This window comes from Acinetobacter sp. GD03645, assembly GCF_029845285.1.
Lineage (GTDB): Bacteria > Pseudomonadota > Gammaproteobacteria > Pseudomonadales > Moraxellaceae > Acinetobacter > Acinetobacter corruptisaponis.
The window spans coordinates 148,248-167,979 of sequence record NZ_JAOCLL010000010.1 but is presented as its reverse complement, the minus strand read 5'-3'; the positions used below and the strand labels follow the sequence as shown (position 1 = coordinate 167,979).

27 protein-coding genes are annotated in these 19,732 nt (G+C 40.9%); 11 read left to right on the top strand and 16 right to left on the bottom strand.

The genetic code is table 11. From position 1 onward, the window contains the following. Positions 1-331 precede the first annotated feature (331 nt). Positions 332-2,356 carry an Ig-like domain-containing protein gene (locus tag N5J47_RS10280; RefSeq protein WP_279961046.1) on the top strand — a complete coding sequence of 675 codons (2,025 nt, stop codon included), beginning with the start codon at positions 332-334 and terminating at the stop codon, positions 2,354-2,356. A 65-nt stretch (positions 2,357-2,421) separates the two neighbouring features. Here the strand turns inward: N5J47_RS10280 and N5J47_RS10275 are convergent, their stop codons facing one another. After that, complete coding sequence (locus N5J47_RS10275) at positions 2,422-2,757, bottom strand: TIGR01244 family sulfur transferase (RefSeq protein ID WP_279961045.1); 336 nt, start codon at positions 2,755-2,757, stop codon at positions 2,422-2,424. A 123-nt stretch (positions 2,758-2,880) separates the two neighbouring features. Between N5J47_RS10275 and N5J47_RS10270 the strand changes: the two genes are divergently transcribed. The 3 genes from N5J47_RS10270 to N5J47_RS10260 are packed head-to-tail and all read left to right on the top strand — an operon-like array spanning position 2,881 to position 4,630. Further along, positions 2,881-3,777, top strand: coding sequence for an alpha/beta fold hydrolase (locus N5J47_RS10270; RefSeq protein ID WP_279961044.1), 897 nt, complete (start codon positions 2,881-2,883; stop codon positions 3,775-3,777). Further along, the gene (gene trxC / locus N5J47_RS10265; RefSeq protein ID WP_279961043.1) at positions 3,778-4,215 is read left to right on the top strand and encodes a thioredoxin TrxC; all 438 of its coding nucleotides are present in this window, start codon (positions 3,778-3,780) and stop codon (positions 4,213-4,215) included. A 1-nt stretch (position 4,216) separates the two neighbouring features. Then, a complete protein-coding gene (locus N5J47_RS10260; RefSeq protein WP_279961042.1) occupies positions 4,217-4,630 on the top strand; it encodes an acyl-CoA thioesterase in 414 nt (137 codons plus the stop codon). A gap of 52 nt (positions 4,631-4,682) precedes the next feature. On the opposite strand, the gene N5J47_RS10255 is transcribed toward N5J47_RS10260, so the two are convergent. Both N5J47_RS10255 and N5J47_RS10250 read right to left on the bottom strand, forming a co-directional pair. Beyond that, positions 4,683-5,177: a DUF4442 domain-containing protein gene (locus tag N5J47_RS10255; RefSeq protein ID WP_279961041.1), complete on the bottom strand. Its 495-nt coding sequence runs from the start codon at positions 5,175-5,177 to the stop codon at positions 4,683-4,685. 14 nt (positions 5,178-5,191) lie between these two features. After that, positions 5,192-5,680, bottom strand: a complete 489-nt coding sequence (locus tag N5J47_RS10250) for a YajQ family cyclic di-GMP-binding protein (protein WP_267981638.1) — start codon at positions 5,678-5,680, stop codon at positions 5,192-5,194. Between the two features lie 90 nt (positions 5,681-5,770). Between N5J47_RS10250 and N5J47_RS10245 the strand changes: the two genes are divergently transcribed. Continuing rightward, positions 5,771-6,085 carry a rhodanese-like domain-containing protein gene (locus N5J47_RS10245; RefSeq protein WP_279961040.1) on the top strand — a complete coding sequence of 105 codons (315 nt, stop codon included), beginning with the start codon at positions 5,771-5,773 and terminating at the stop codon, positions 6,083-6,085. A gap of 84 nt (positions 6,086-6,169) precedes the next feature. Here the strand turns inward: N5J47_RS10245 and mnmC are convergent, their stop codons facing one another. Genes mnmC through N5J47_RS10225 form a run of 4 tightly spaced genes read right to left on the bottom strand, consistent with a single transcriptional unit; the run spans position 6,170 to position 9,480 of the window. Then, positions 6,170-8,074: an FAD-dependent 5-carboxymethylaminomethyl-2-thiouridine(34) oxidoreductase MnmC gene (gene mnmC / locus N5J47_RS10240; RefSeq protein WP_279961039.1), complete on the bottom strand. Its 1,905-nt coding sequence runs from the start codon at positions 8,072-8,074 to the stop codon at positions 6,170-6,172. 18 nt (positions 8,075-8,092) lie between these two features. After that, positions 8,093-8,539, bottom strand: a complete 447-nt coding sequence (locus tag N5J47_RS10235; protein WP_267981643.1) for a hypothetical protein — start codon at positions 8,537-8,539, stop codon at positions 8,093-8,095. A 3-nt stretch (positions 8,540-8,542) separates the two neighbouring features. Beyond that, a complete protein-coding gene (locus N5J47_RS10230; protein WP_279961038.1) occupies positions 8,543-8,845 on the bottom strand; it encodes a YciI family protein in 303 nt (100 codons plus the stop codon). A 23-nt stretch (positions 8,846-8,868) separates the two neighbouring features. Next, positions 8,869-9,480 carry a septation protein IspZ gene (locus N5J47_RS10225; protein WP_267981645.1) on the bottom strand — a complete coding sequence of 204 codons (612 nt, stop codon included), beginning with the start codon at positions 9,478-9,480 and terminating at the stop codon, positions 8,869-8,871. Positions 9,481-9,525: 45 nt separating this feature from the next. Between N5J47_RS10225 and N5J47_RS10220 the strand changes: the two genes are divergently transcribed. Genes N5J47_RS10220 through N5J47_RS10210 form a run of 3 tightly spaced genes read left to right on the top strand, consistent with a single transcriptional unit; the run spans position 9,526 to position 11,061 of the window. Beyond that, complete coding sequence (locus N5J47_RS10220) at positions 9,526-10,377, top strand: PHP domain-containing protein (protein WP_279961036.1); 852 nt, start codon at positions 9,526-9,528, stop codon at positions 10,375-10,377. A gap of 44 nt (positions 10,378-10,421) precedes the next feature. Next, the gene (locus N5J47_RS10215; protein ID WP_279961035.1) at positions 10,422-10,658 is read left to right on the top strand and encodes a hypothetical protein; all 237 of its coding nucleotides are present in this window, start codon (positions 10,422-10,424) and stop codon (positions 10,656-10,658) included. After that, positions 10,645-11,061, top strand: coding sequence for a type II toxin-antitoxin system VapC family toxin (locus N5J47_RS10210; protein ID WP_279961034.1), 417 nt, complete (start codon positions 10,645-10,647; stop codon positions 11,059-11,061). Before N5J47_RS10215 ends, N5J47_RS10210 begins: the two co-directional genes overlap by 14 nt. A 99-nt stretch (positions 11,062-11,160) precedes the next feature. On the opposite strand, the gene N5J47_RS10205 is transcribed toward N5J47_RS10210, so the two are convergent. Genes N5J47_RS10205 through radC form a run of 4 tightly spaced genes read right to left on the bottom strand, consistent with a single transcriptional unit; the run spans position 11,161 to position 14,442 of the window. Then, positions 11,161-11,910, bottom strand: a complete 750-nt coding sequence (locus tag N5J47_RS10205; RefSeq protein WP_279961033.1) for a hypothetical protein — start codon at positions 11,908-11,910, stop codon at positions 11,161-11,163. A 1-nt stretch (position 11,911) separates the two neighbouring features. Continuing rightward, complete coding sequence (locus tag N5J47_RS10200) at positions 11,912-12,697, bottom strand: hypothetical protein (RefSeq protein ID WP_279996976.1); 786 nt, start codon at positions 12,695-12,697, stop codon at positions 11,912-11,914. A 54-nt stretch (positions 12,698-12,751) separates the two neighbouring features. Then, positions 12,752-13,663: a bestrophin family protein gene (locus tag N5J47_RS10195; RefSeq protein WP_279961031.1), complete on the bottom strand. Its 912-nt coding sequence runs from the start codon at positions 13,661-13,663 to the stop codon at positions 12,752-12,754. 44 nt (positions 13,664-13,707) lie between these two features. After that, the gene (radC, locus tag N5J47_RS10190; RefSeq protein ID WP_279961030.1) at positions 13,708-14,442 is read right to left on the bottom strand and encodes a DNA repair protein RadC; all 735 of its coding nucleotides are present in this window, start codon (positions 14,440-14,442) and stop codon (positions 13,708-13,710) included. A 114-nt stretch (positions 14,443-14,556) separates the two neighbouring features. On the opposite strand from radC, the gene coaBC reads away from it, so the two are divergent. Next, positions 14,557-15,813 carry a bifunctional phosphopantothenoylcysteine decarboxylase/phosphopantothenate--cysteine ligase CoaBC gene (gene coaBC, locus N5J47_RS10185; protein ID WP_279961029.1) on the top strand — a complete coding sequence of 419 codons (1,257 nt, stop codon included), beginning with the start codon at positions 14,557-14,559 and terminating at the stop codon, positions 15,811-15,813. A 21-nt stretch (positions 15,814-15,834) separates the two neighbouring features. On the opposite strand, the gene N5J47_RS10180 is transcribed toward coaBC, so the two are convergent. After that, complete coding sequence (locus tag N5J47_RS10180; protein WP_279961028.1) at positions 15,835-16,326, bottom strand: DUF4184 family protein; 492 nt, start codon at positions 16,324-16,326, stop codon at positions 15,835-15,837. Between the two features lie 145 nt (positions 16,327-16,471). Here N5J47_RS10180 and N5J47_RS10175 point away from each other — a divergent pair, with 145 nt between their 5' ends. Next, positions 16,472-17,311: a methylated-DNA--[protein]-cysteine S-methyltransferase gene (locus N5J47_RS10175; protein WP_279961027.1), complete on the top strand. Its 840-nt coding sequence runs from the start codon at positions 16,472-16,474 to the stop codon at positions 17,309-17,311. Further along, a complete protein-coding gene (locus N5J47_RS10170; RefSeq protein ID WP_279961026.1) occupies positions 17,298-17,906 on the top strand; it encodes an alpha-ketoglutarate-dependent dioxygenase AlkB in 609 nt (202 codons plus the stop codon). The genes N5J47_RS10175 and N5J47_RS10170 overlap by 14 nt, the downstream gene beginning before the upstream one ends. 14 nt (positions 17,907-17,920) lie before the next feature. On the opposite strand, the gene N5J47_RS10165 is transcribed toward N5J47_RS10170, so the two are convergent. The 4 genes from N5J47_RS10165 to N5J47_RS10150 form a co-directional block, all read right to left on the bottom strand. Further along, positions 17,921-18,409, bottom strand: a complete 489-nt coding sequence (locus N5J47_RS10165) for a hypothetical protein (RefSeq protein WP_279961025.1) — start codon at positions 18,407-18,409, stop codon at positions 17,921-17,923. A gap of 90 nt (positions 18,410-18,499) precedes the next feature. Further along, a complete protein-coding gene (gene secB / locus N5J47_RS10160; protein ID WP_004678443.1) occupies positions 18,500-18,958 on the bottom strand; it encodes a protein-export chaperone SecB in 459 nt (152 codons plus the stop codon). A 27-nt stretch (positions 18,959-18,985) separates the two neighbouring features. After that, entirely contained in the window at positions 18,986-19,246 is a 261-nt protein-coding gene (grxC, locus tag N5J47_RS10155) for a glutaredoxin 3 (RefSeq protein WP_004681801.1), read from the bottom strand. An 11-nt stretch (positions 19,247-19,257) separates the two neighbouring features. Further along, positions 19,258-19,674: a rhodanese-like domain-containing protein gene (locus N5J47_RS10150; protein ID WP_267981655.1), complete on the bottom strand. Its 417-nt coding sequence runs from the start codon at positions 19,672-19,674 to the stop codon at positions 19,258-19,260. Positions 19,675-19,732: the final 58 nt, after the last annotated feature.

Below are 19,732 nucleotides of genomic sequence, written 5' to 3'. Positions count from 1 at the left end.
AAATTGAAAACACCCCAGCCTTGAGAGAGGTTGGGGTGTTTTTTATTTGGTATTCTCAGTGTTTTAAAGTACGTGTTTTACTCGTTATTAAATTATATCTATATGAAATTAGGTCCATAGAATATAGATCTGGATTGGTGATCTGATATATAAAGGTATCTTATTCTCTCTTAAATAAAAAAAATTGATTGAGTTCACTTTAATATTTTTTATTTACCAATAAAGTATATTTACAGAAAAACAATAATGTGATTACATTAAGCATATTTTTTATAATTAAATATCTTACTCCATAACGGGGGTTGGATTGGGGAAATATAAAGGAATGATGATGAATAAAAAACAATTTACACTAAAATTGTCAGCAGTTGCTGTGTCAATTTTATTAGCAAGTTGTGGTGGTGGTGGTAGTAAGGGCTACTTTAATGTTGATTCACCAAGTACACCTACAGACGATACAGCCAAGCAAGTTCCAGCAGAATTATTATCAATAGGTCAAAATAAAAGTAGTTTAAATGCTGGAGGAGAGGATAGTTTAACTTTGACTATCCGTACTCTTAATAAATCAGGAGGTATCATACCAAAAGCTAATGTTACGATTGAAATTAAAGATGCTGATAAAGCTGGAGCTAATTTAAGTACAGCAAGTAAACTGGTGAGTGATGAAAATGGTCTAATCAAAACAGATATTTCATTGATTAACTCTACGTTAAATCAGCGTATGAATCGTTCGATCGTGGTTATTGTTAGTTCAGGAAATGTTAAACAGGAATTGACAATACCTGTTAATGGTACGGCTGTAACTATTGCTTCAGATGTTAACTTGCTAGAGGAAGGAGAGAGTGCGAGCGTTACTTTAACTGCTCTTGACGCTATTGGTAAGCCTTTGATTGGAGCAAAAGCAAGTTTATTAGATGCCAGTGGAAATACGGTTGGAGATATCAAAGCAACCGATAATGACGGAAAAGCGGTATTTAAAGTACCATATTCTTCTGTTGTAGGTATGGCTAATCGTCAATTAATCTTAACTGGTAAATTAACTGTTGAAGATGGAAATCAACCAGTTAGTAATTTACTGACAACAGAGTCAGCAACTTTAACTGCGAATGTGGCAAATAATATTCTACAATTGACATCAGATCCGAAGCCTGTTGGAGTAGGTGAGTCTAAACTGATTTCAGTTAAAATTATTGGAGATACGAAAGCAGATTTGGATGGAAAAGAAGTAGTATTTGCAACAACCAATGGTACAGTCACTCCAAAAGCAACGATCACAAATATTCGTCAAGAAAATGGTAAGTGGGTTGGGGACGCAAGTACAACCTTAGTTGGGACAATTGCATCAATTGCAACTATCTCTGCAAAGTTTGGTACGAATGTTATTTATATTGCACAAAAAATTAGTGCAGGTGTGCCAGCAACGATTTCTATACAATCTGAGTCTACTGTATTAGCTCCTGGTGCTAATACTAAAGTAGTGGCTTTGGTTAAAGATAAAAATGGAACACCGATCCCAGATACGGAGGTATCTTTCTCCGTTCTAAAAGATACTTCAGTATCTGGTAGAATTTCTCAACCTACAGCGATGACTGATAGTGCAGGACGGGCTACGGTTATTTATACTGCTGGATCGGCACAGACTTTAGGTGGTGGTGTTGAAATTCAAGCGTCAGCAGGTAATGCCATAGCTCCTAAACCAGTGTATTCTCCTAATTTATTATTAACCGTTTCCACACAATCTGCGTATATTACAGTAGCACAGAATCATGAAGTCATTAAAGATCCTGCTGATGAGACTTATTATTATAAAGCGTTTTCAGCTTCTGTCGTAGATACAGCTGGCAATCCAATTGCAAACCAAAAAATTAGTATATCACTTGATTTAGCAAGTTTCATGAAAGGTAGATTTAATTGGGTACGTGATTATTCATATGCTCAAACGAGTGAAGGTATGTGGTCTTGGTTGGGTTTCTGGCGCTGGTCACGTGATTATACAATTTATGAAAATAATGTACCAAAACGAATTACAACATTTGTAGAATGTCCATCAAATGAATTTCCAAATCCTGTTGTGATTCTTGATACTAAGAATGAATCGTTAGGAACGAAGTCAACCTTTACAACTGATGCTCAAGGTAAATTTGACTTTAAAGTTCGTTATGCCAACAACTATTCTAACTGGCTACGTGTGAATTTAACTGCATCCACAATTGTTTCCACAAAAGACAATATGACTGCTTTATCTTTTGTTCCTCCAGTAGCGGCAGTAGATGTTGATGATACTGATGGTAAATGGAGACCTGATGACGTTAGTCCATATGGCGAAGACATCACGACTTGTAATAACTATAAATAATACTAGGTTAACTTAATAAAAAAATGGAAGCTTTCGAGCTTCCATTTTTATTTGAAGATTTTTTATTAATCCTCCAACAAATCCATTTGCTTTGCTAACTGATATAGGTTGTTAGAACGATTACCTGTGCGGCAGAACATCAGGATTGGCTTTGGCAGTTCATTATAATGATTTGCAAATGTGCGAACATCCAGTTCTGTAGTCTGACCTGCAACAACTGGTTGATACACATAATCCAAACCTGCATTACGTGCTGATTCTTCAATCTGTGCGCTGGTTGGTTGTTCAGGGCCACCCTCCATATCAGGGCGATTATTAATGATGGATTTGAATCCCTTTTCAACCACTTGCTCTACATGTTCAGGGCCGATTTGACCTGCAAAACCAACATTCTCTGACATCTTGTCACTCCAAAAACAAACAAAACATTTTATGCTCTATCATAGCATTAAGCTTGATCTTGAGTTTAAATGTCTATAGTAAATAAACGATGATAAGTCATAAGATAACGCAATGGAGCGCGCATGCACACCTATACAGTTGAGCCTTTGTATGTTCCTAGTGGTGATGAAACGATCGCTGCGGATTTCTATCTTCCCAAAGCTGCTATTAAACCTGCCGTCATTCTTATGGCGCACGGATTTGCTGGTTTGCGTCAATTCAAGCTGATTCAGTATGCACAGCGTTTTGCTCAGGCGGGCTATGCTGTTATCTTATTTGACTATCGTTATTGGGGTGGCAGTACAGGCAAGCCCCGTGAACTGATTTCATTGAGTTCGCAACTGGATGATTGGAAAACAATGATCCAATATGCATCAAACTGTAAACTGATTGATAGTCGTCGTATTATCTTGTGGGGAACTTCATTAAGTGGTGGCTATGCCTTAAGTTTGGCGACTGATCTTAAGAATATTCAGGCAGTGATGGTACAGGTACCTTATGTGGATGGTGCTGAGACAGCTAAACTTTACCCATTGCAACGTTATCCAGAAGCTCTGAAACGTTCCAGTCAGGACTATATGGGATCAAAGATGGGGTTAGTGCCTAAAACTTTGCCCGTGGTTGATCAATATAAACTGTGTTTTTTACCCACCTCTGATAGCTACTATGGTTATCATTCCATTGTAAATCCTAATTATTACTGGAGTGGGGAAGTTCCTGCCCGTGTATTCTTTAACTTGATGCGTTACCGTCCAATTCAGTTTGTGCGTAAGATTAATATTCCCGTGTTATTTATTGCTGCCAAGAAAGATAGTCTGATTCCAATTGCATCCAGTCGTGAGGCAGCGACCAATATTGCACCATTTGTCACTTATCATGAGTGGGATATGAAACATTTTGAAGTTTATCACGGTTCATGGTTTGAAAAAGCAGTCACAACCCAATTAGAATTTTTACATCAACATATTGGAGTGATGTAAATGATGATTGTCTGTGCATCATGTGGTGCAAAAAATCGCGTACCCGAAGAAAAATTGGCCGTTCATCCAAACTGTGGGCAATGTCATCAGCCATTGTTGCCTCAGGAGCCAATTGAACTCAATGAACAAAACTTTAGTCACTTTATTGCCAATACCGATTTACCTGTGCTGATCGATTTATGGGCAGAGTGGTGTGGACCTTGTAAGATGATGGCTCCCCATTTTGCTCAGGTAGCAAAGCAAAATCCCTATGTGGTTTTTGCCAAGATTGATACCGAAGCGAATCCCCGTTTAAGTGCCGCATTTAATGTGCGTAGCATTCCGACGTTGGTGTTAATGAATAAAACCACTGAGTTGGCGAGAATCAGTGGGGCATTAAGAACACCAGAGCTTCAACAATGGCTAGACCAGCAATTACAGCAACATCAAGGAAATTAACATGACGGAACGCTTGAATCATCCAGAAGGGACTTTATCCCTGCAAAATATTGCTATGCCAGCCGATACCAACTGGAGTGGTGATGTTTTTGGAGGCTGGATTGTATCTCAGATGGATCTGGCTGGAGCGATTCATGTTGAACGTTTTAGTAAAGGTCGTTGTGCAACCATTGCGATTAACCAGATGACTTTCCTTGTTCCTGTGAAAGTGGGAAATGTGATTAGTTGCTACACCAAAATTCTTAAGGTTGGTAACACCTCGGTTCAGGTGCAGATCGAGGTCTGGAACAGTCATGATGATTCGCGTGAACCTGTACGGATTACGGAAGGCGTTTTTACTTTTGTTGCGGTTGATGTCAATGGAAACAAGCGACAGATTGCTGAACAGATTAAGCAGGAATTTATTGCTGGTTAAGCCAAAAAATAAAGCCCAAATTTATTTGGGCTTTATTATGGTTGATTCAGAATTACTTTTTGCGTTTTGGCAACCAAGCCCAAAGCATTTGGCAATGGATTGGTTCGTTGCCTGAATCGTCAATCACGGTCACAGGAATCAATAGCTCGCCTTTCTCATTGTCTGCAATGAACTTCTGTTGATCAGCAGATAAGGTTGCGGTCGCGGTTAAACCACCCTGTGCAACCTTTAAATAGTCTACGTGCAGTGATTTGATCAACAAGATACGATCATCAGGAATATGTAGACCTGTTAGGAAACCCGTTGCCGTTTCAGCGAGTAAGGCCATCGCTGCGGCATGGACACCCTTGATATGGTTTTGCATATTACGCTGGTTTTCAATGCGAACGGTAACGTGGTCTTTATCGACTTCCAAATAACGAATGTTTGCCGTTCCCACCATTGGAACAACTCGTCCAAAGGCTTTGCTCCATAAGGTACTGCGAATGCCTTTTGGAAATTTAGAAGTGGTTTTAACCAGCGTATAAAGACGGTTATCTTTTGCCATAGTGAACCTATTGCTTAGTCTTTGAAATTATTAAATTGAAGCGGTAGACCAAATTGCTGTTCACGTAAAAAGTTCATGACCTGTTGCAAAGTATCACGCTTTTTATCAGTGACACGGATTTTGTCCCCTTGGATAGAAGATTGCGCCTTGATGCCACTTTCTTTAATGGCTTTATTAATTTTTTTTGCAGTATCTGAGTCAAGTCCATCCTTAAGCTTAATCACCTGTACCACATGCTTGCCAGAGGCAGTGGCTTTTTGTGGGTCAAGTGCTTGTACATCAATCTTGCGTTTATAAAAGTGGTTTTCAAGCATGGTATAGACCTGCTCACACTGGAAATCACTTTCAGTCGAGATTTTGATTTCCTTGTTTTTTTCATTGAGTTCAATCGAAACGTCCTGTCCACGAAAGTCAAAACGTGTGGCAATCTCTTTTTGTGTGTTTTGCACCGCATGATTGACTTCAAATAACTCTAATTCAGAAACAATATCAAAAGAAGGCATGGTTAGACCTTTACAAAGGGAAAGAATATTTGAGATGCTAAGGGTGTTTTCTTCATTTGCCAAGTGTTGTTTACATCAAAGGAGTGCGCAATGATCCGTAAACAAGAAATTACAACATTTGAGTTCCCAGAAGGCGCGGTCATTTGGGATGTCCGAGATACCAATGCGTATACAGAGGCTCATGTCAAAGGGGCGGTCAATCGCCCAATTGCTGAATTAACTGCGGATAGTTTGACTCAGGTTGCAGCGGATCAGCCGATTTATATTCTATGTGGTGGTGGTAGTAAGGCACCACGTGCGGCAGAGCTTCTGGATGGTCTGGATGATTCTCGTGAATATGTGGTACTGATGGGAGGTACACGTGCAGCGCGTGATGCGGGCTTGCCTTTAGAACAGGGTGATTAAAGCACTCTGGAATAATTTGCCAAAATACACAGGTATTTTGGCAAATTAAAAAAATCTAGCAATACATTATGATTAAAAAATAACTCAAGCCGAATAATATGGCTTTTTTACTTTGATCTTCTTTTTAAATCTCTGCGGATTCAGCTTATCCAATAGCTTTTGTGAAACTGGACAAAGTTCACCTAATATCAAAGCTGCCAAAATCTCACTGCAAAGCGGTGCAAACATGAATCCCTTGGAACCTAGCCCTGCAAGGGTGTAGATTTCCTCATGATCTTGCATTTTCCCAACCAATGGAAAGTAATCCAGACTCTGTGCCCGCACAGATGCCCGACCTTGCCAAGTATCTACAGAGGGAAGCTGTTGTGTATATTCTGGAAAGACACTGTGGATAAGTTCATAGTTATGCACATGGTCTGCTGGCAACACTTCAGCATCATCCCGATTTGGATAAAAGGATGCACCTAACAGTAAATGTGATGCATCCAATTGTGTGCAGTACCCACCATAACTATAGGCTTGGTTCAATGAAAGGGGTCGCTTGGTATTTTCTACCCAACTGACCTGCCCACGAATTGGCTTCAAGATTGGATAATTTTCAAACAGTTCAGCGCTTTGTCTGGCACAGCACACGATCACATGATCTGCTGTTGCGATGAGTTGCTGCTCTTGCCAGACTTCAGTCTGGTTTTCTATTTGTTTTAGTGCAGAGATTTTTGCAATTTTTAAAATGATATTGGGATGCTGCAAAATTTCATCACGTAACTGATGAGGGGAAATTGCACCTGCCTGATGTAAAGTGAGGCTGGGAAACTCAGTCTGAGGAATAGAATTGTCTGCCTGCTTTATATTTTCAGATAATACATTTTCAGGATATTGCTCAACCAGACCTAACAATTCATCCGCATTTTTTAAAGCAATCTGTTGAACCTGAATGGGTTTAAATGCCTTGAATCTGGGATAGAAGTTTAAGGCGTGTTGCCAACTCAGCGTCATTAAATGTTCATGCGCCTGTTCAATCGGGCAGAGTTTTGGATTAAGCAGTGCAAGGGGATTACCTGATGCACCTGAAAGCGGCCCATTTTGCTCGTAGATCGTGACTTGATGGCCGCGTTGGGCAAATGCCCATGCTGTACTTAAACCCGCGATTCCAGCGCCAATGATGGCGATTTTGCGTTGCTTTGATGTTTCGGACTTTGGTTGAGCTGCAATAGTTGTTTCTGAATCTTGCGACTGAGTTTCAGTTTGGGAGGTATCTAGCCAAATCGCCTTGAGCATTTCCCGTTTATGCCCAAAACCACGAGGACGGCTGATCTGAATACCATGCTGTTTCAGTCCACGTTTGAGTACACCTGCAACACTAAATGAGGCAAATGTTGTCCCAAATTCTGATAAACGCACAATATGGTTCAGTACATTTTCCTGCCACATATCTGGATTACAGGATGGGGCAAAGCCATCCAGAAACCACGCATTGACTGCCTGTGTTTTAGGGATGATGGGAAAAATATCCTGTGCATCGCCCAGCCATAAATCAATACTAAAACGTTCTTCTGGAAAGCTGAGACGGTGGCAACCTGCAATCGGTAATGGATATTGCTCAATCAGTTTTTCAGCAAGCGGTTCGAGTTCAGTCCAGACATTGAGGGCACGGATGAGGTCTGCTTTGCTGAGTGGAAACTTTTCCACACTAATTGCATGTAGATGGCTGTGATTATTTGGACGAACCTGTTGCCATAATTGCCAAAGGGTCAGAATATTTAAGCCTGTGCCAAAGCCTGTTTCCCCCACACAAAAGTATTGATAATCGTTGAGTTGTGACAGACGTTCAATGAGGTCATTACCATTGAGGAAGACATGGCGGGTTTCAAGTAAACCATTGTCCTTGGAAAAATAGACATCGCCAAATTGTCTGGAAATGGGAACTTCAATGCCATCGACCAGTTCCCAGTCCAGTTCGGCAGTTTGTAGTTTTGCTGATTGAGACATAAATAAAGAAATCGTGTTTTACCACTGACGGCGGCGTTTGGTGTAGACATAGCTGGCAATAAAGAAGCCAAGAATTACCCCAACCGCAATGGTCATCGCACCATATAGGAACATTTGAGCACTGCGTTCACTTTGTAGAACCTGCACCTGAACTGTTAAGTTATCGTTCTTAAGCTGCAATTCCTGATTTTGGGCAAGCGCTTCAAGATTGGCATGTTCAAGTTGTTTTAAGCGACTGGCCTGATCCTGAATCAGGGCTTTTACCTTTGCTTCCTGTTGCTGTTTTGCCTTGGCAATTTGTTCAGCCGTTAAAGGCTTTGCTGCCGTACCAGTTGTATTTGCAGCAGTGGCTGTAACAGATGGTTTCGGTTGTACCGCTGTGGGTGGGGGAGATGTGGGTTCAACGGCCCATACGCTTGAGCTGAATAAACAAAAAGCGAATAGGCTTTTAACGGCAACTTGCATGATTTACCCTTTTGGAAAAGCTTTGTTGAAAGGTTTTACTTCGATCTTTGCGTAAATCCCTTCTTTTAAAAATGGCTCTTCCTGAATCCATGCATCCAGTGCTTCACGACTCTCAAATTCAACAATGATGGTGCTGCCTAAAAATCCAGCCTGTGGATCATTCGGGTCTTTTGGATGAGCACCAGCAGCAATTAAGCGACCCTCATCATCCAGCTTTTGTAGACGCTCTACATGCTGGGGACGAATTGCTAAACGTTTTTCCAGGGTATCTTCGTGATCAGTACAGGTCAGCACAAAATATGGCATAGCAGTCGCTCAAATGATTCAGGTTAGTCAGTGGCTTTAAAATGCTTTCTTAAGCAAATCAGTATAACAGCAAGGTAACTGATAGAAACGATAATATCGCCGAAAGCGGTGAATTCGCCCCAGTATTTTCCCTGCATAAATACGAACCCAAAAAAGAAATGCAGTGACGCCAACAAGAAGAACTGCCCACACCATGCCCAGTTTAGACGCATCCAGCCTTTTGGTGTCAGTTCAAGCAACGAACCCAAAAGTTTTTTAATAATCGGTTCACGTTCTTTGTTAAACAGGGGCGTAACCAGAAAACCTATTCCAATCCCGACATTGATGATGACCGCTTTCATTTTGATATAGGTCACATCACTGAATGCCAGTGTAATTCCACCAAAAACCACTGACATGACAACGATAAACCACTGCATTTTTTCCAGTTTGAACTTCTGGAAAAAGAACAGGCAACCATAGACCACAAGGGTCGAGATCAGTAGAGCACAGGTCGCAACCAGAATATGGTTTTGATCAGTATTTCCTGCACTGCCCACAAGCTCCAGTAATGGATGGTGACTATCTTTGGGATCGGTGGTTTTATAAAAATAAAAGAAGATAATCAGTGGAAGATAGTCGAGCAACGCTTTCATGTTACAGTACAGTGGTGAAATAGGTCAGATAGCATAATACAAAGCATGTTCGGTGTCGATTTACATACGCATAGTTTCATTTCAGACGGTACCTTGTCTCCTGAACAATTGGTACAGGCTGCGGTTGATTTAAAAATCCAGACCTTAGCCCTGACCGACCATGACACGATGGATGGGTTGGAACGCGCACAGGATTATGCCCAAGATCATGATATTCAAATTATTTCTGGCGTGGAAATTTCCAGTCAGTGGTCACGTCCCAGCACTAAAAAGAGTTATGGGGTGCATATCGTTGCATTGAATATGCAGGATGAAGTTCCTATCAAGGCAATGCTGGAAAACCAGAAAAAAGTGCGGGCTGAACGGGCAAAACTAATTTGTGAGTTATTGGAAAAATGTATCGGTTTTGATATTCATTCTGATGTATTGGCAAAAGTGGATGGTCAGGGAGATCGGGTGACACGAACCCATATTGCCAAGACTCTGGTTGAAAAAAATATTGTCACTCGCCCACAGCAGGCATTTGACCGTTTCCTGAAAGAGGGCAAAAAGGCTTTTGTCAAATTTGATGGGGTAGGTTTAAAAGAGACCATTGATGTGATTCATGCCAGTCAGGGCTTTGCGGTATTGGCACATCCGACCCGTTATGATTTGTCTGCAACCAATATCCGTTATCTGATTCAGTTATTTGCTGGGTCTGGTGGTGATGCGGTTGAGCTTCCTGCCAGTAGTGAAGTGCTTTCTACACGACACATGGTGGATCGAGTGATTCAGGAGCATGGTTTAGCTGTTTCGATTGGCAGCGATTTTCATGGAGACAATATGCCGTGGATTAAATTAGGACAGACACCACGTATCCATGAGGGGCAAAGAGGGATCTGGGAAAGTTTTAGATAAAAGATGTATAATTAATCAACAATTTTAAAATTGAGGAGCATGTTATGGGATTAGCTGAATTAGTTTTTCATAAAGTAAGTCAATTGCCTCAAGAGAAAATAGCAGAAGTTTTGGATTTTGTTCAGTTTCTTGAGTTTCGTCAGCAACAACAAGCACAAGCTACAATGATATCATCAGAATCGGAGGACTTAATTGATCTTATTTTGGCAATACCTAAAATAGAAGATGCTACGGTATTTGAACGAATCCAAGACGTAGAGATGAGAGATGTTTTTAATTGATACAAATATTATTAGTGAATTAAGTCGGCCACAACATGCTAATCAAGGTGTGGTTGATTTTTTTCGACAAGCCCAACGTTCTAAACAGCAAATTTATTTAAGTGTAGTCACAATAGGAGAGTTGAGACGAGGTATTCATTTACTTCGATATAAAAATGATATAACACAAGCTGAATATTTAGAAAATTGGTTGAAAAAGATGATCAATCAATATCAGCATGTAATATTGGATACGGATTTAGAAGTTGCAGAGTTATGGGGGAAATTATGTGTTCCTCATTCACATAATGCGATAGATAAAATGATTGCTGCAACAGCACTGGTGTATAACTTAACGCTGGTTACTCGTAATGTTAGTGATTTTCAGGGGATGGATGTTAAGCTAATAAATCCTTTTAGCTAAGAAATTTTATTCAATGAAAAATTAGAAATATTTTTGATTACTATATTGTTTATGGTTATGAATTTCTTTTAATAAAGTATTTTTTCATAAATCGACATTCTACAAAAAGGAAATATTGGATGAATATAGTAATTCACGAAGTCTCATAAACTGTATTTTGTCACATATAAATGTAAATTCAGTTTTATAGAAAATGAGTTTTACAATATGGCTTCTGTCTTTGAAATGAATATGATGTTTCACTTGTTCAATTCTTTTATATTTTAAAGTTTGCTTTTTACCTTGTTGGTTGAAGTATTCAAGATGATAAAAGAAGAAAGTAACTTCATGATCTAATTGATCTTTCAGTATGACACCTAGATCAAAAATAAAAGTACTATGCTGAAAAGAGCGAAAGATGATGTCCTGATGTAAAAAGTAATCGGTATCAAAGGAAGTGGGTAACTTTTTTAAAGGTTTAAAGAGTTGGATAACCATTAGGTTTTGGTGTTCGGCTGGAGTTAGGAGCAAAAATTTTTGGTCTAAATTTTGACAAATATTTGCTGAACTGGAGATTTGAATTTCAGTGCTATAATTTTCTCTATCAGATTTGATGATTTCTTTAATTTCACCTTTAAACTCAATCATATTCCTAAAAAATAAATCTTTGGCAATCATTTTGCGTGGTGCATAAATTAAAATGGCCTGTTGAATAATCAGTGTAAAGATAACTATTGGAGTTTTTTCACCAAAGAGAATCACATAAAAAAAAGTTAAGATACAAATAATAAGTAGGAGATTGATTGTAAAGGAGGGTTTGTTGATCTCAGGAATAAAGGGTAGCCGAGTAAATTTAGAAAGTTTTTTCATATTACGACTGCCAAATAATACCTTGAGCCTGTTGGTTTTTAATCGCTAGATATTGCCTTTGTGAAAACATTAAAAGCTTGGGGAAGAAAATTATTTCCATCAGCTTAAGTTGGGTCTCATTCAGCTTTATCTGTATATTTTGTTGTTTAACCCAAATGAACAATCGTATCTCTATTTGAGAGGTATCCAGTTCAACTTTTTGAATATTGTTATATCGACATTTTTTATATTTTGTATTGGCTTTTGGATATTCTAAATGGTGTTGGGTAAAGAAAATTTCTTGCTGATTTTGATCAAGTAAGTAAGGCTTAATATTAAAAATGAGATGTGAATTGGCTAATGATTCCACGTAAATAGAGTGACCCATCAATGCACGTAAATTCATTGGATATAAATTGGGTGTAATCAACCATTCCTGTTGTTGGTCTTGAGGGATCGAGTCACTTGTGTGAATTTTAATTTGATAGTGATAGTCTGTGGTGGGGTTAAGAATCGCAGTAACCTCTTTTAAGGTTGCATTAAATCCAATAAAACGACGTAATTTCAAATCCTTATAAGCAATTGGATGATATTCAATATAACTTTGGTATGAAATAAAAATGTAAAGGAAAAGAGCTAACAGAACAAAATAAATTGAACTAGGTATGTGTTTATAAGTATAGGTTGAAAAAGATAAGATGAGAAAATACAAAATACCAGAATATATTTTTGAGCTTTTAGACGGTTGCTTTGTTGCAGGAATATTTGGCAACATGGGCAACCATGTAAATTTAGATAATATTTTCATTTAAATAGACAAGTTATTCTAGTTTTGCGCTAATATAAATGAAAAAATTATAATTTACAATAAATTATGATCCTGTGCCTGAATTGGTGGTGGTGTTGGACGGCCTAAGGTACTCAATAATTCAATTTCAATGGTACGTACCATTGCATCCAGTGGCAGGTCATTACTTTGTGTGCCGAAAGGTTCTTCAATTTCTGTACTTAAGGCATCGAGGCCTAGAAAGGTATAAGCCAAAATTCCAACCAAGAGGGGTGTCACCAAACCCAGTAAAGAACCCAGGCTAAAAGGCAACATAAAGCAGAAGAAATAAACGGTTCGGTTCAGCAAAACCGAATAGGCAAACGGAATAGGGGTATTGGCAATCCGATCACAACCCGTATGCATTTCACTTAAGGCCGCGACATGACGATTCATCTGCGTATAAATGATATCGGAGATTTCCCCATCTTTCAGGGCTTGTAACAGCTCCCATTGGATCAGGCTCAGGGTATATTGTGGCGCATTGTGCTGCTGGTAAAGCTGGGTAAGCGCCTGCTGGCTTAAACCACTGGTTTCCGTCAGTTCAGTTGGGTTCGCGGTCTGGTGACGTAAACGGTCGCGTAACACATTGGCAAATACAATCACATGCTGAATTACACGTTCACGTCGTGCCTGGGTTAAGATTCGGCAATCACGGTCAAAGTGTCGTGATGTGGCAATCAAAACGCCCCAAAGTTTACGTGCTTCCCACCAACGGTCATAGCATGCGGTATTTTTAAAACCAAGGAAGATAGAAAGCACAACCCCGATCAGGGTAAAGCCGACGAGGGGAATTTCAGGGAAGCGGTATAGATCAATATATTCAATTCCACCAATAATGGCGGAGATCAACATGACAAAACCGAGAGAAGGTAAAATTTTGGGTAAAATCGTCCCACGCCATGAAAATAAAACCTTAAAAATACTGGGCTGGTCACGGACAATCATGTTGTTTGAATCATTAATTTTATCTGCTGATGTTCCTGTTTGCTCTAGGCTTTGTCAAGATCAGATTGTTTGATTCGGACAGGTTTGAGTAGTTGTTGCTCAGAAAAGGAAAAATGGTTTTCAGGTGAAATGATAAAGTGATCAAGCAACTGGATTTCAAGTAACTGACAGGCTTGTTTCAGTTGCTGGGTGAGGTAAATGTCTTCGTGCGAGGGCTGGGCAATGCCATAAGGATGATTATGTGCAATCACGATTTGGCAGGCCTGTTGCTGAAGCACATAACGCAAGGTCTGGTTAATGGATACACTGCAACTATGCTGTGATCCAAAAAACAGTTTCTTAAAATGCAGTTTCCTGAGCTCAGCATCCAGACACAGCACGGCAAACACTTCCTGTTTTTCACCTTGCAGTTCATAGCGTAGATAGTCAAGCACCAATGTAGATGTATCCAGGCAAAGCCGTTGCTGGTGAAAGTAATTATTCAGATAACGCCGTCCCAGTTCCTTTACTGCCATCAGTTGTGCGTATTTGGTATCGGCAATGCCGTTAAACTGGGAAAGTTCTTCAAGTGAGGCATCAAAAATTGGATTGAGTCCACCAAAATGCTGGATCAGAATACGGGCAAGCTCAACCGCCGAGTGCTGTTTGGAGCCTGAGCGTAGAAAAATAGCGAGTAATTCAGCATCGGATAAACTGTGTGCCCCCTGTGATAATAAGCGTTCCCGTGGTCGTTCTTGTTCTGGCCATGCCTTGATGGACTGTTTTATGGATTGATTCATGATGAATATTCACGTTCATTTTATTGTAGTGCATGTTTTTCCGAGCGCATGGCTTGGGTATGACCGTATTTAATGCTATTGTGAGCGCCACTGCAACAGCAAGGTATCCTGTTTGTGAGCTTCGATCTTAGTGTTATTCCTCATAAAAACATTATATTGGCGGTTACGGGCGGCATTGCTGCTTATAAAAGTGCCATTCTGGTTCGTCGTTTAAAAGATTATGGTTTTGATGTCCGCGTGGTGATGACACAGGGCGCGCAGGCTTTTATTACCCCGCTCACTTTTCAGGCCCTTTCAGGTAATCCAGTCCATACTGAACTGCTTGACCCAGAAGCCGAAGCAGGTATGGGACATATTGAGCTGGCACGCTGGGCAGATTTAATTCTGGTTGCGCCTGCAAGCTGTGACAGCATTGCCAAGTTTGCCAATGGTTTGGCGGACGATTTGCTGAGTACCCTATATTTAGCCAGCAAAGCGCCTGTCTGGGTTGCACCTGCCATGAACCAGCAAATGTGGGCAGCCAAGGCTACACAGCGTAACCTGCAAACCCTGGTTGAAGATGGCGTGCATGTGATTATGCCAGATGCAGGTGAGCAGGCGTGTGGTGATGTTGGGTTGGGGCGTATGCCTGAACCTGAGGATTTAGCGCGTCAGGTGGCGGCTTATTTCCATAAAGCCCAGCGTGCCATTGCAGAAAAGTTTGGCTTATTGGCAGGTAAGCGCGTCACTATTACTGCTGGCCCGACCCGCGAAGCGATTGATCCTGTACGTTATATTTCCAACCACAGCACTGGAAAAATGGGTTTTGCCTTGGCGGCAGCCTGTTATGCCGCAGGGGCAAAAGTGACTCTGGTGGCAGGGCCTGTGAGTCTGGATACTCCAAATGGTGTGCAACGTATCAATGTCAGTTCAGCCATGCAAATGCTGGATGTCAGTATGAACCAGTTGCAACAGGGCTGTGACATCTTTATTGCGACTGCTGCGGTGGCGGACTACCGTGTGGCTCAGGTTGCGGAGCATAAAATCAAGAAAGCAGGCGATGAGCTTGCGGTGTCCTTGGTGAAAAATCCTGATATTGTGGCGACTATTGCCCAGCAACAACAGCGTCCATTTATGGTTGGTTTTGCTGCTGAAACCCAGAATGTTGAGGAATATGCCGCAGGTAAATTGGTAGCGAAAAAGCTGGATATGATTGCCTGTAATGATGTTTCGCGTCCTGATATTGGCTTTGCATCTGATGAAAATGCCATGACAGTGTTTTTTGCCCAGTCTTATCACATGAATAAACGGGAACTGGAAAAAGCCTCGAAACAGGAAATCTCACAGCAGTTGGTCGAATCGATTGCCGATGCATTACGTCGCCGTTTATAAAAAATCTGGGAGGGCGTTGGTTTACGTCCTCTTATCTTTAAATTTGAGCTGATATAAGTAAATGGTTGTGCCAATAAATGCCATAAAAATGCAGCTATAAAAAAGAGCAGAATAAGGAATTAAATTCGATAAAGGATTTTTTAAAATCCAAGGATAAAAGAAATACACATCGTGATGCATAAAGGCATCCAGTAAAATATGACTATAACTTCCAATAAAGGCACTGATTGCGGCTGTTTGCCATGAAATTTTCCAGTCCCTATATTTTAGGATGAATCGTAACATCCATTCGCTGATCGGTTTGCCGATCACAAAAGCCAGACAGCCAATTAAGCTTGCACCCAATAGATTGTGCGTGATGATATGTAAATATTGCCAACCATAGATCATGCCAAATAGCGGTTCCAAATCCATCAGGATTTGTGTACCAGCGAAAATCATAAAGCTAAAACGTTGTGGTGCAATGGCTTTACAGCAGGCACCCATACCCAAATGTAAGGGGGTAAACGGCATAATTGATGCTCTTGTTGTTTTAAGTGATTTTTAGATATTTGCCATCATAAATGAGGATGTTGATAAATGAATAGCATCTTTCGGATTTTCTTGGTACAGGAAGCTTGTTAGTGTGGAGAGACAGCAGCAATTAGAGGATAGAGAAATGCAACAGCAGCGTACTTATGATCGTATTGCTCAAGCGATTGCCTATATCCAGCAAAATTTTCAGCAGCAGCCACAACTGGATGAGGTGGCCGCACACATTCATCTCAGTCCAGCGCATTTTCAGCGTTTATTCACTGAATGGGTCGGAACCAGCCCGAAAAAATTTCTACAATACACCAGTGTTGAATATGCCAAGAACATTTTAAAGCAACAGGGCAGTGTACTGGATGCGACATTTGAAACAGGACTTTCCAGTACCAGTCGTTTGCATGACCTGTTTATCCAGATTGAGGGCATGACCCCAGCCGAATATAAACAGGGTGGACAACATTTAGCGATTCATTATTCCTTTGCTGAAACATTGTTTGGTGAGGTATTGATTGCCTCAACTTACAAAGGCATCTGTGCATTAAGCTTTGTGGAAGATCAGGTGGAAGCATTGCAACAATTGAAATCACAGTTTCCTAAGGCTCAGTTGGTTGAGCAAATAGATGAATTTCAGACTAATGCGCTGGCTTTCTTCCAAAAAGACTGGGATCAATTGCCTGAAATTAAGCTGCATCTAAAAGGAACCGATTTTCAACTGAAAGTCTGGCAAAGCCTGCTTCGGATTCCCATGGGACAGCTTTCCACCTATGGTCAGATTGCGCAAAATATAGACCATGCCAAGGCAGCCCGTGCAGTGGGTACAGCAATTGGCAGTAATCCTGTGGCTTTCCTGATTCCATGTCATCGGGTGATTCAGTCCACAGGTCTTTTGGGTGGTTATGAATGGGGAACCTTAAGGAAAACGGCGATGATTGGCTGGGAGGGAGCACAGACACATGCAACTGTTTGATATTGAGGCTGACCCAAGGCATAACCATTTACCCTATGATGGAACGGTGCAGTATTATGGCAAAGTCATACAGGAAATGGTCGCTGATGATTATTTTGAAAAGTTGATGCAAAACATTGCTTGGGAAAATGATCAGGCTATTATCTTTGGTTGGCAGATCACCACCAAAAGAAAAGTGGCATGGTATGGCGATCAGGGGTATGAATATACCTACTCAAATGTCAACAGATATGCCTTGCCGTGGACGGTTGAACTGCTTGAGTTAAGGCAACGGGTGGAGCAGTTGACAGGTGAGCGCTTTAATTCATGTCTACTGAATCTTTACCATACAGGTGAGGAGGGAATGGCCTGGCACAGTGATGATGAAACCGACTTGAAGAAAAATGGCGCGATTGCGTCACTCAGCTTTGGTGCGGAACGGAAATTTGCCTTTAAACATAAACAAAGCAAGGAAAAGGTGGAGCTGTATCTGGAACATGGCAGCCTACTGGTAATGAAAGACACCACACAAAGCCACTGGCTGCACCGTTTGCCACCCACCAAGAAAGTGTCGACTGCCCGTATCAACCTGACGTTTAGAACGATTGTTGAGTAATATCATCAGTGGCCTTAAACATAGTGATAAAGCTCAACGTCAGTAAAAGACTGGTTAAATGCCTCGATCAGGTGATTAATCTGTTCAGCCTGATCTGGAACCAGCATCCAGTAAGGGTTCTCATTCGAGATTAATAACAGTGCCAGCCCATGTTGTTCTGCAACCGCATAAATGTTGTCAAAGAGGATGGCATAGATATGTTCTGTAACATCAGGCTCACTTTGAGCATCTGAGTCTGAATTATCATCTTTAGCAAAAAGTTGTTCTATTTCCTCCTCAATACGGTTGTTCAACTGTTCAATATCCACCTTGACCTGTTGTAGTTGGTGGCATTCATCTGTGCCATTGTCATAATATTGTTTTAATTCGACATATTGGATATTTGAGTATTGGCTATTAACCCAGTCAATAAATTGATGAAAAGCATGCAGGTCACGAGGGATAGGGCTTGTGGCAAGTTCAGGAAATACCTGTTGGCAAAGGGTATATAGTACTGTGGACATTATTTGTTCTCATTTTATCTTATCCATATCGTTCTCATTATAAAATAAAAAACCACAGCAGGTGCTGTGGTTTTTAGCGTGCTTAAAGTGTTATGCCTGACCTTGGGCATCACCTTCAGCTTGTAGACGCTGCATATTGGCTTCAAATTCAGCATCAAAGTTAATTGGGGTAAGCAACAATTGTGGGAAGCTACCCTTGGTCACTAGATCATTCACTGCTTCACGCAAGAACGGGAACAGGATATTCGGGCAGTAAGCACCCAGAATGTACGGAAGACGATCTTCCTCCACGCCATCAACCAGGAAAATCCCTGACTGGGTCACATCAACAATGAATGCGGTCTCACCTTCATTGGTGGCCTGAACCACAACTTTTAAAGAAACTTCATAATGGTTTGGATCAATCTTTTCTGCCGCAGAAGATAAATTGATGTTGAGTTCTGGCTGCCACTGCTTGGTAAATACCTGTGCCCCTGGAACTTCAAAAGAAATATCTTTAGTGTAAATACGTTCTAACGCGAGTTGTGGTTGAACTTGTTCTTCGCTCATTGTTTTTCCTTAAATCGTGGAGTGTTGTTAAGCTAATAATTGGTCGAGTTTCCCTTCACGCTCTAAGGCATAAAGTTGGTCAAAACCACCGATAAACTGGTCTTTGATAAAAATTTGAGGCACGGTACGGTGATTGGTACGCTGCATTAACTCAATACGAACTTCAGGCGCCTCATTGGAAAGGTTAATTTCCTTATAGGCAACACCCTTACGCTCAAGGAGCTGTTTTGCCCTCACACAATATGGGCAAGAAAGCGTTGAATAAATGGTGACGTTTGTATCGGTCATTTTATTTCTCCTTAAGCTTTGGTTTTGCTTTTAACTAAGGGTAAGCCCTGGGCTTTCCAATTGCTGACACCACCATCTAGACGGTAGCTGTCGGCATGGCCGACTTTCTGCAATGCGGAGCCTGCAACTTGCCCTAGGTTGCAAATAAACACCAATGGACGGTCACTTGCTTTTAATTCATCAACATGACTTGTGATTTGGCTGTATGGAATGTTGCGGCTGCCACTGATGTGGCCATCACGGAAATCCTTACCATCCCGTAGATCGATCAGCATGGCATTTTTTGCCTTGACCAAAATACCGAGTGATTGTGGTGAAATTTTACGACCATTGCGCTGACCCTCTAAAATGAAGAACAGCACGATGAGCACGCCGAGCGTACCAAACAAAAAGGGGTGGTTCCCCATAAACTCTAACCAGCGTTCCACAAGTCACCTAAAGTTAAAATCAAAATTGACCCTGAGTATAACTTATCTCTATGGTGAT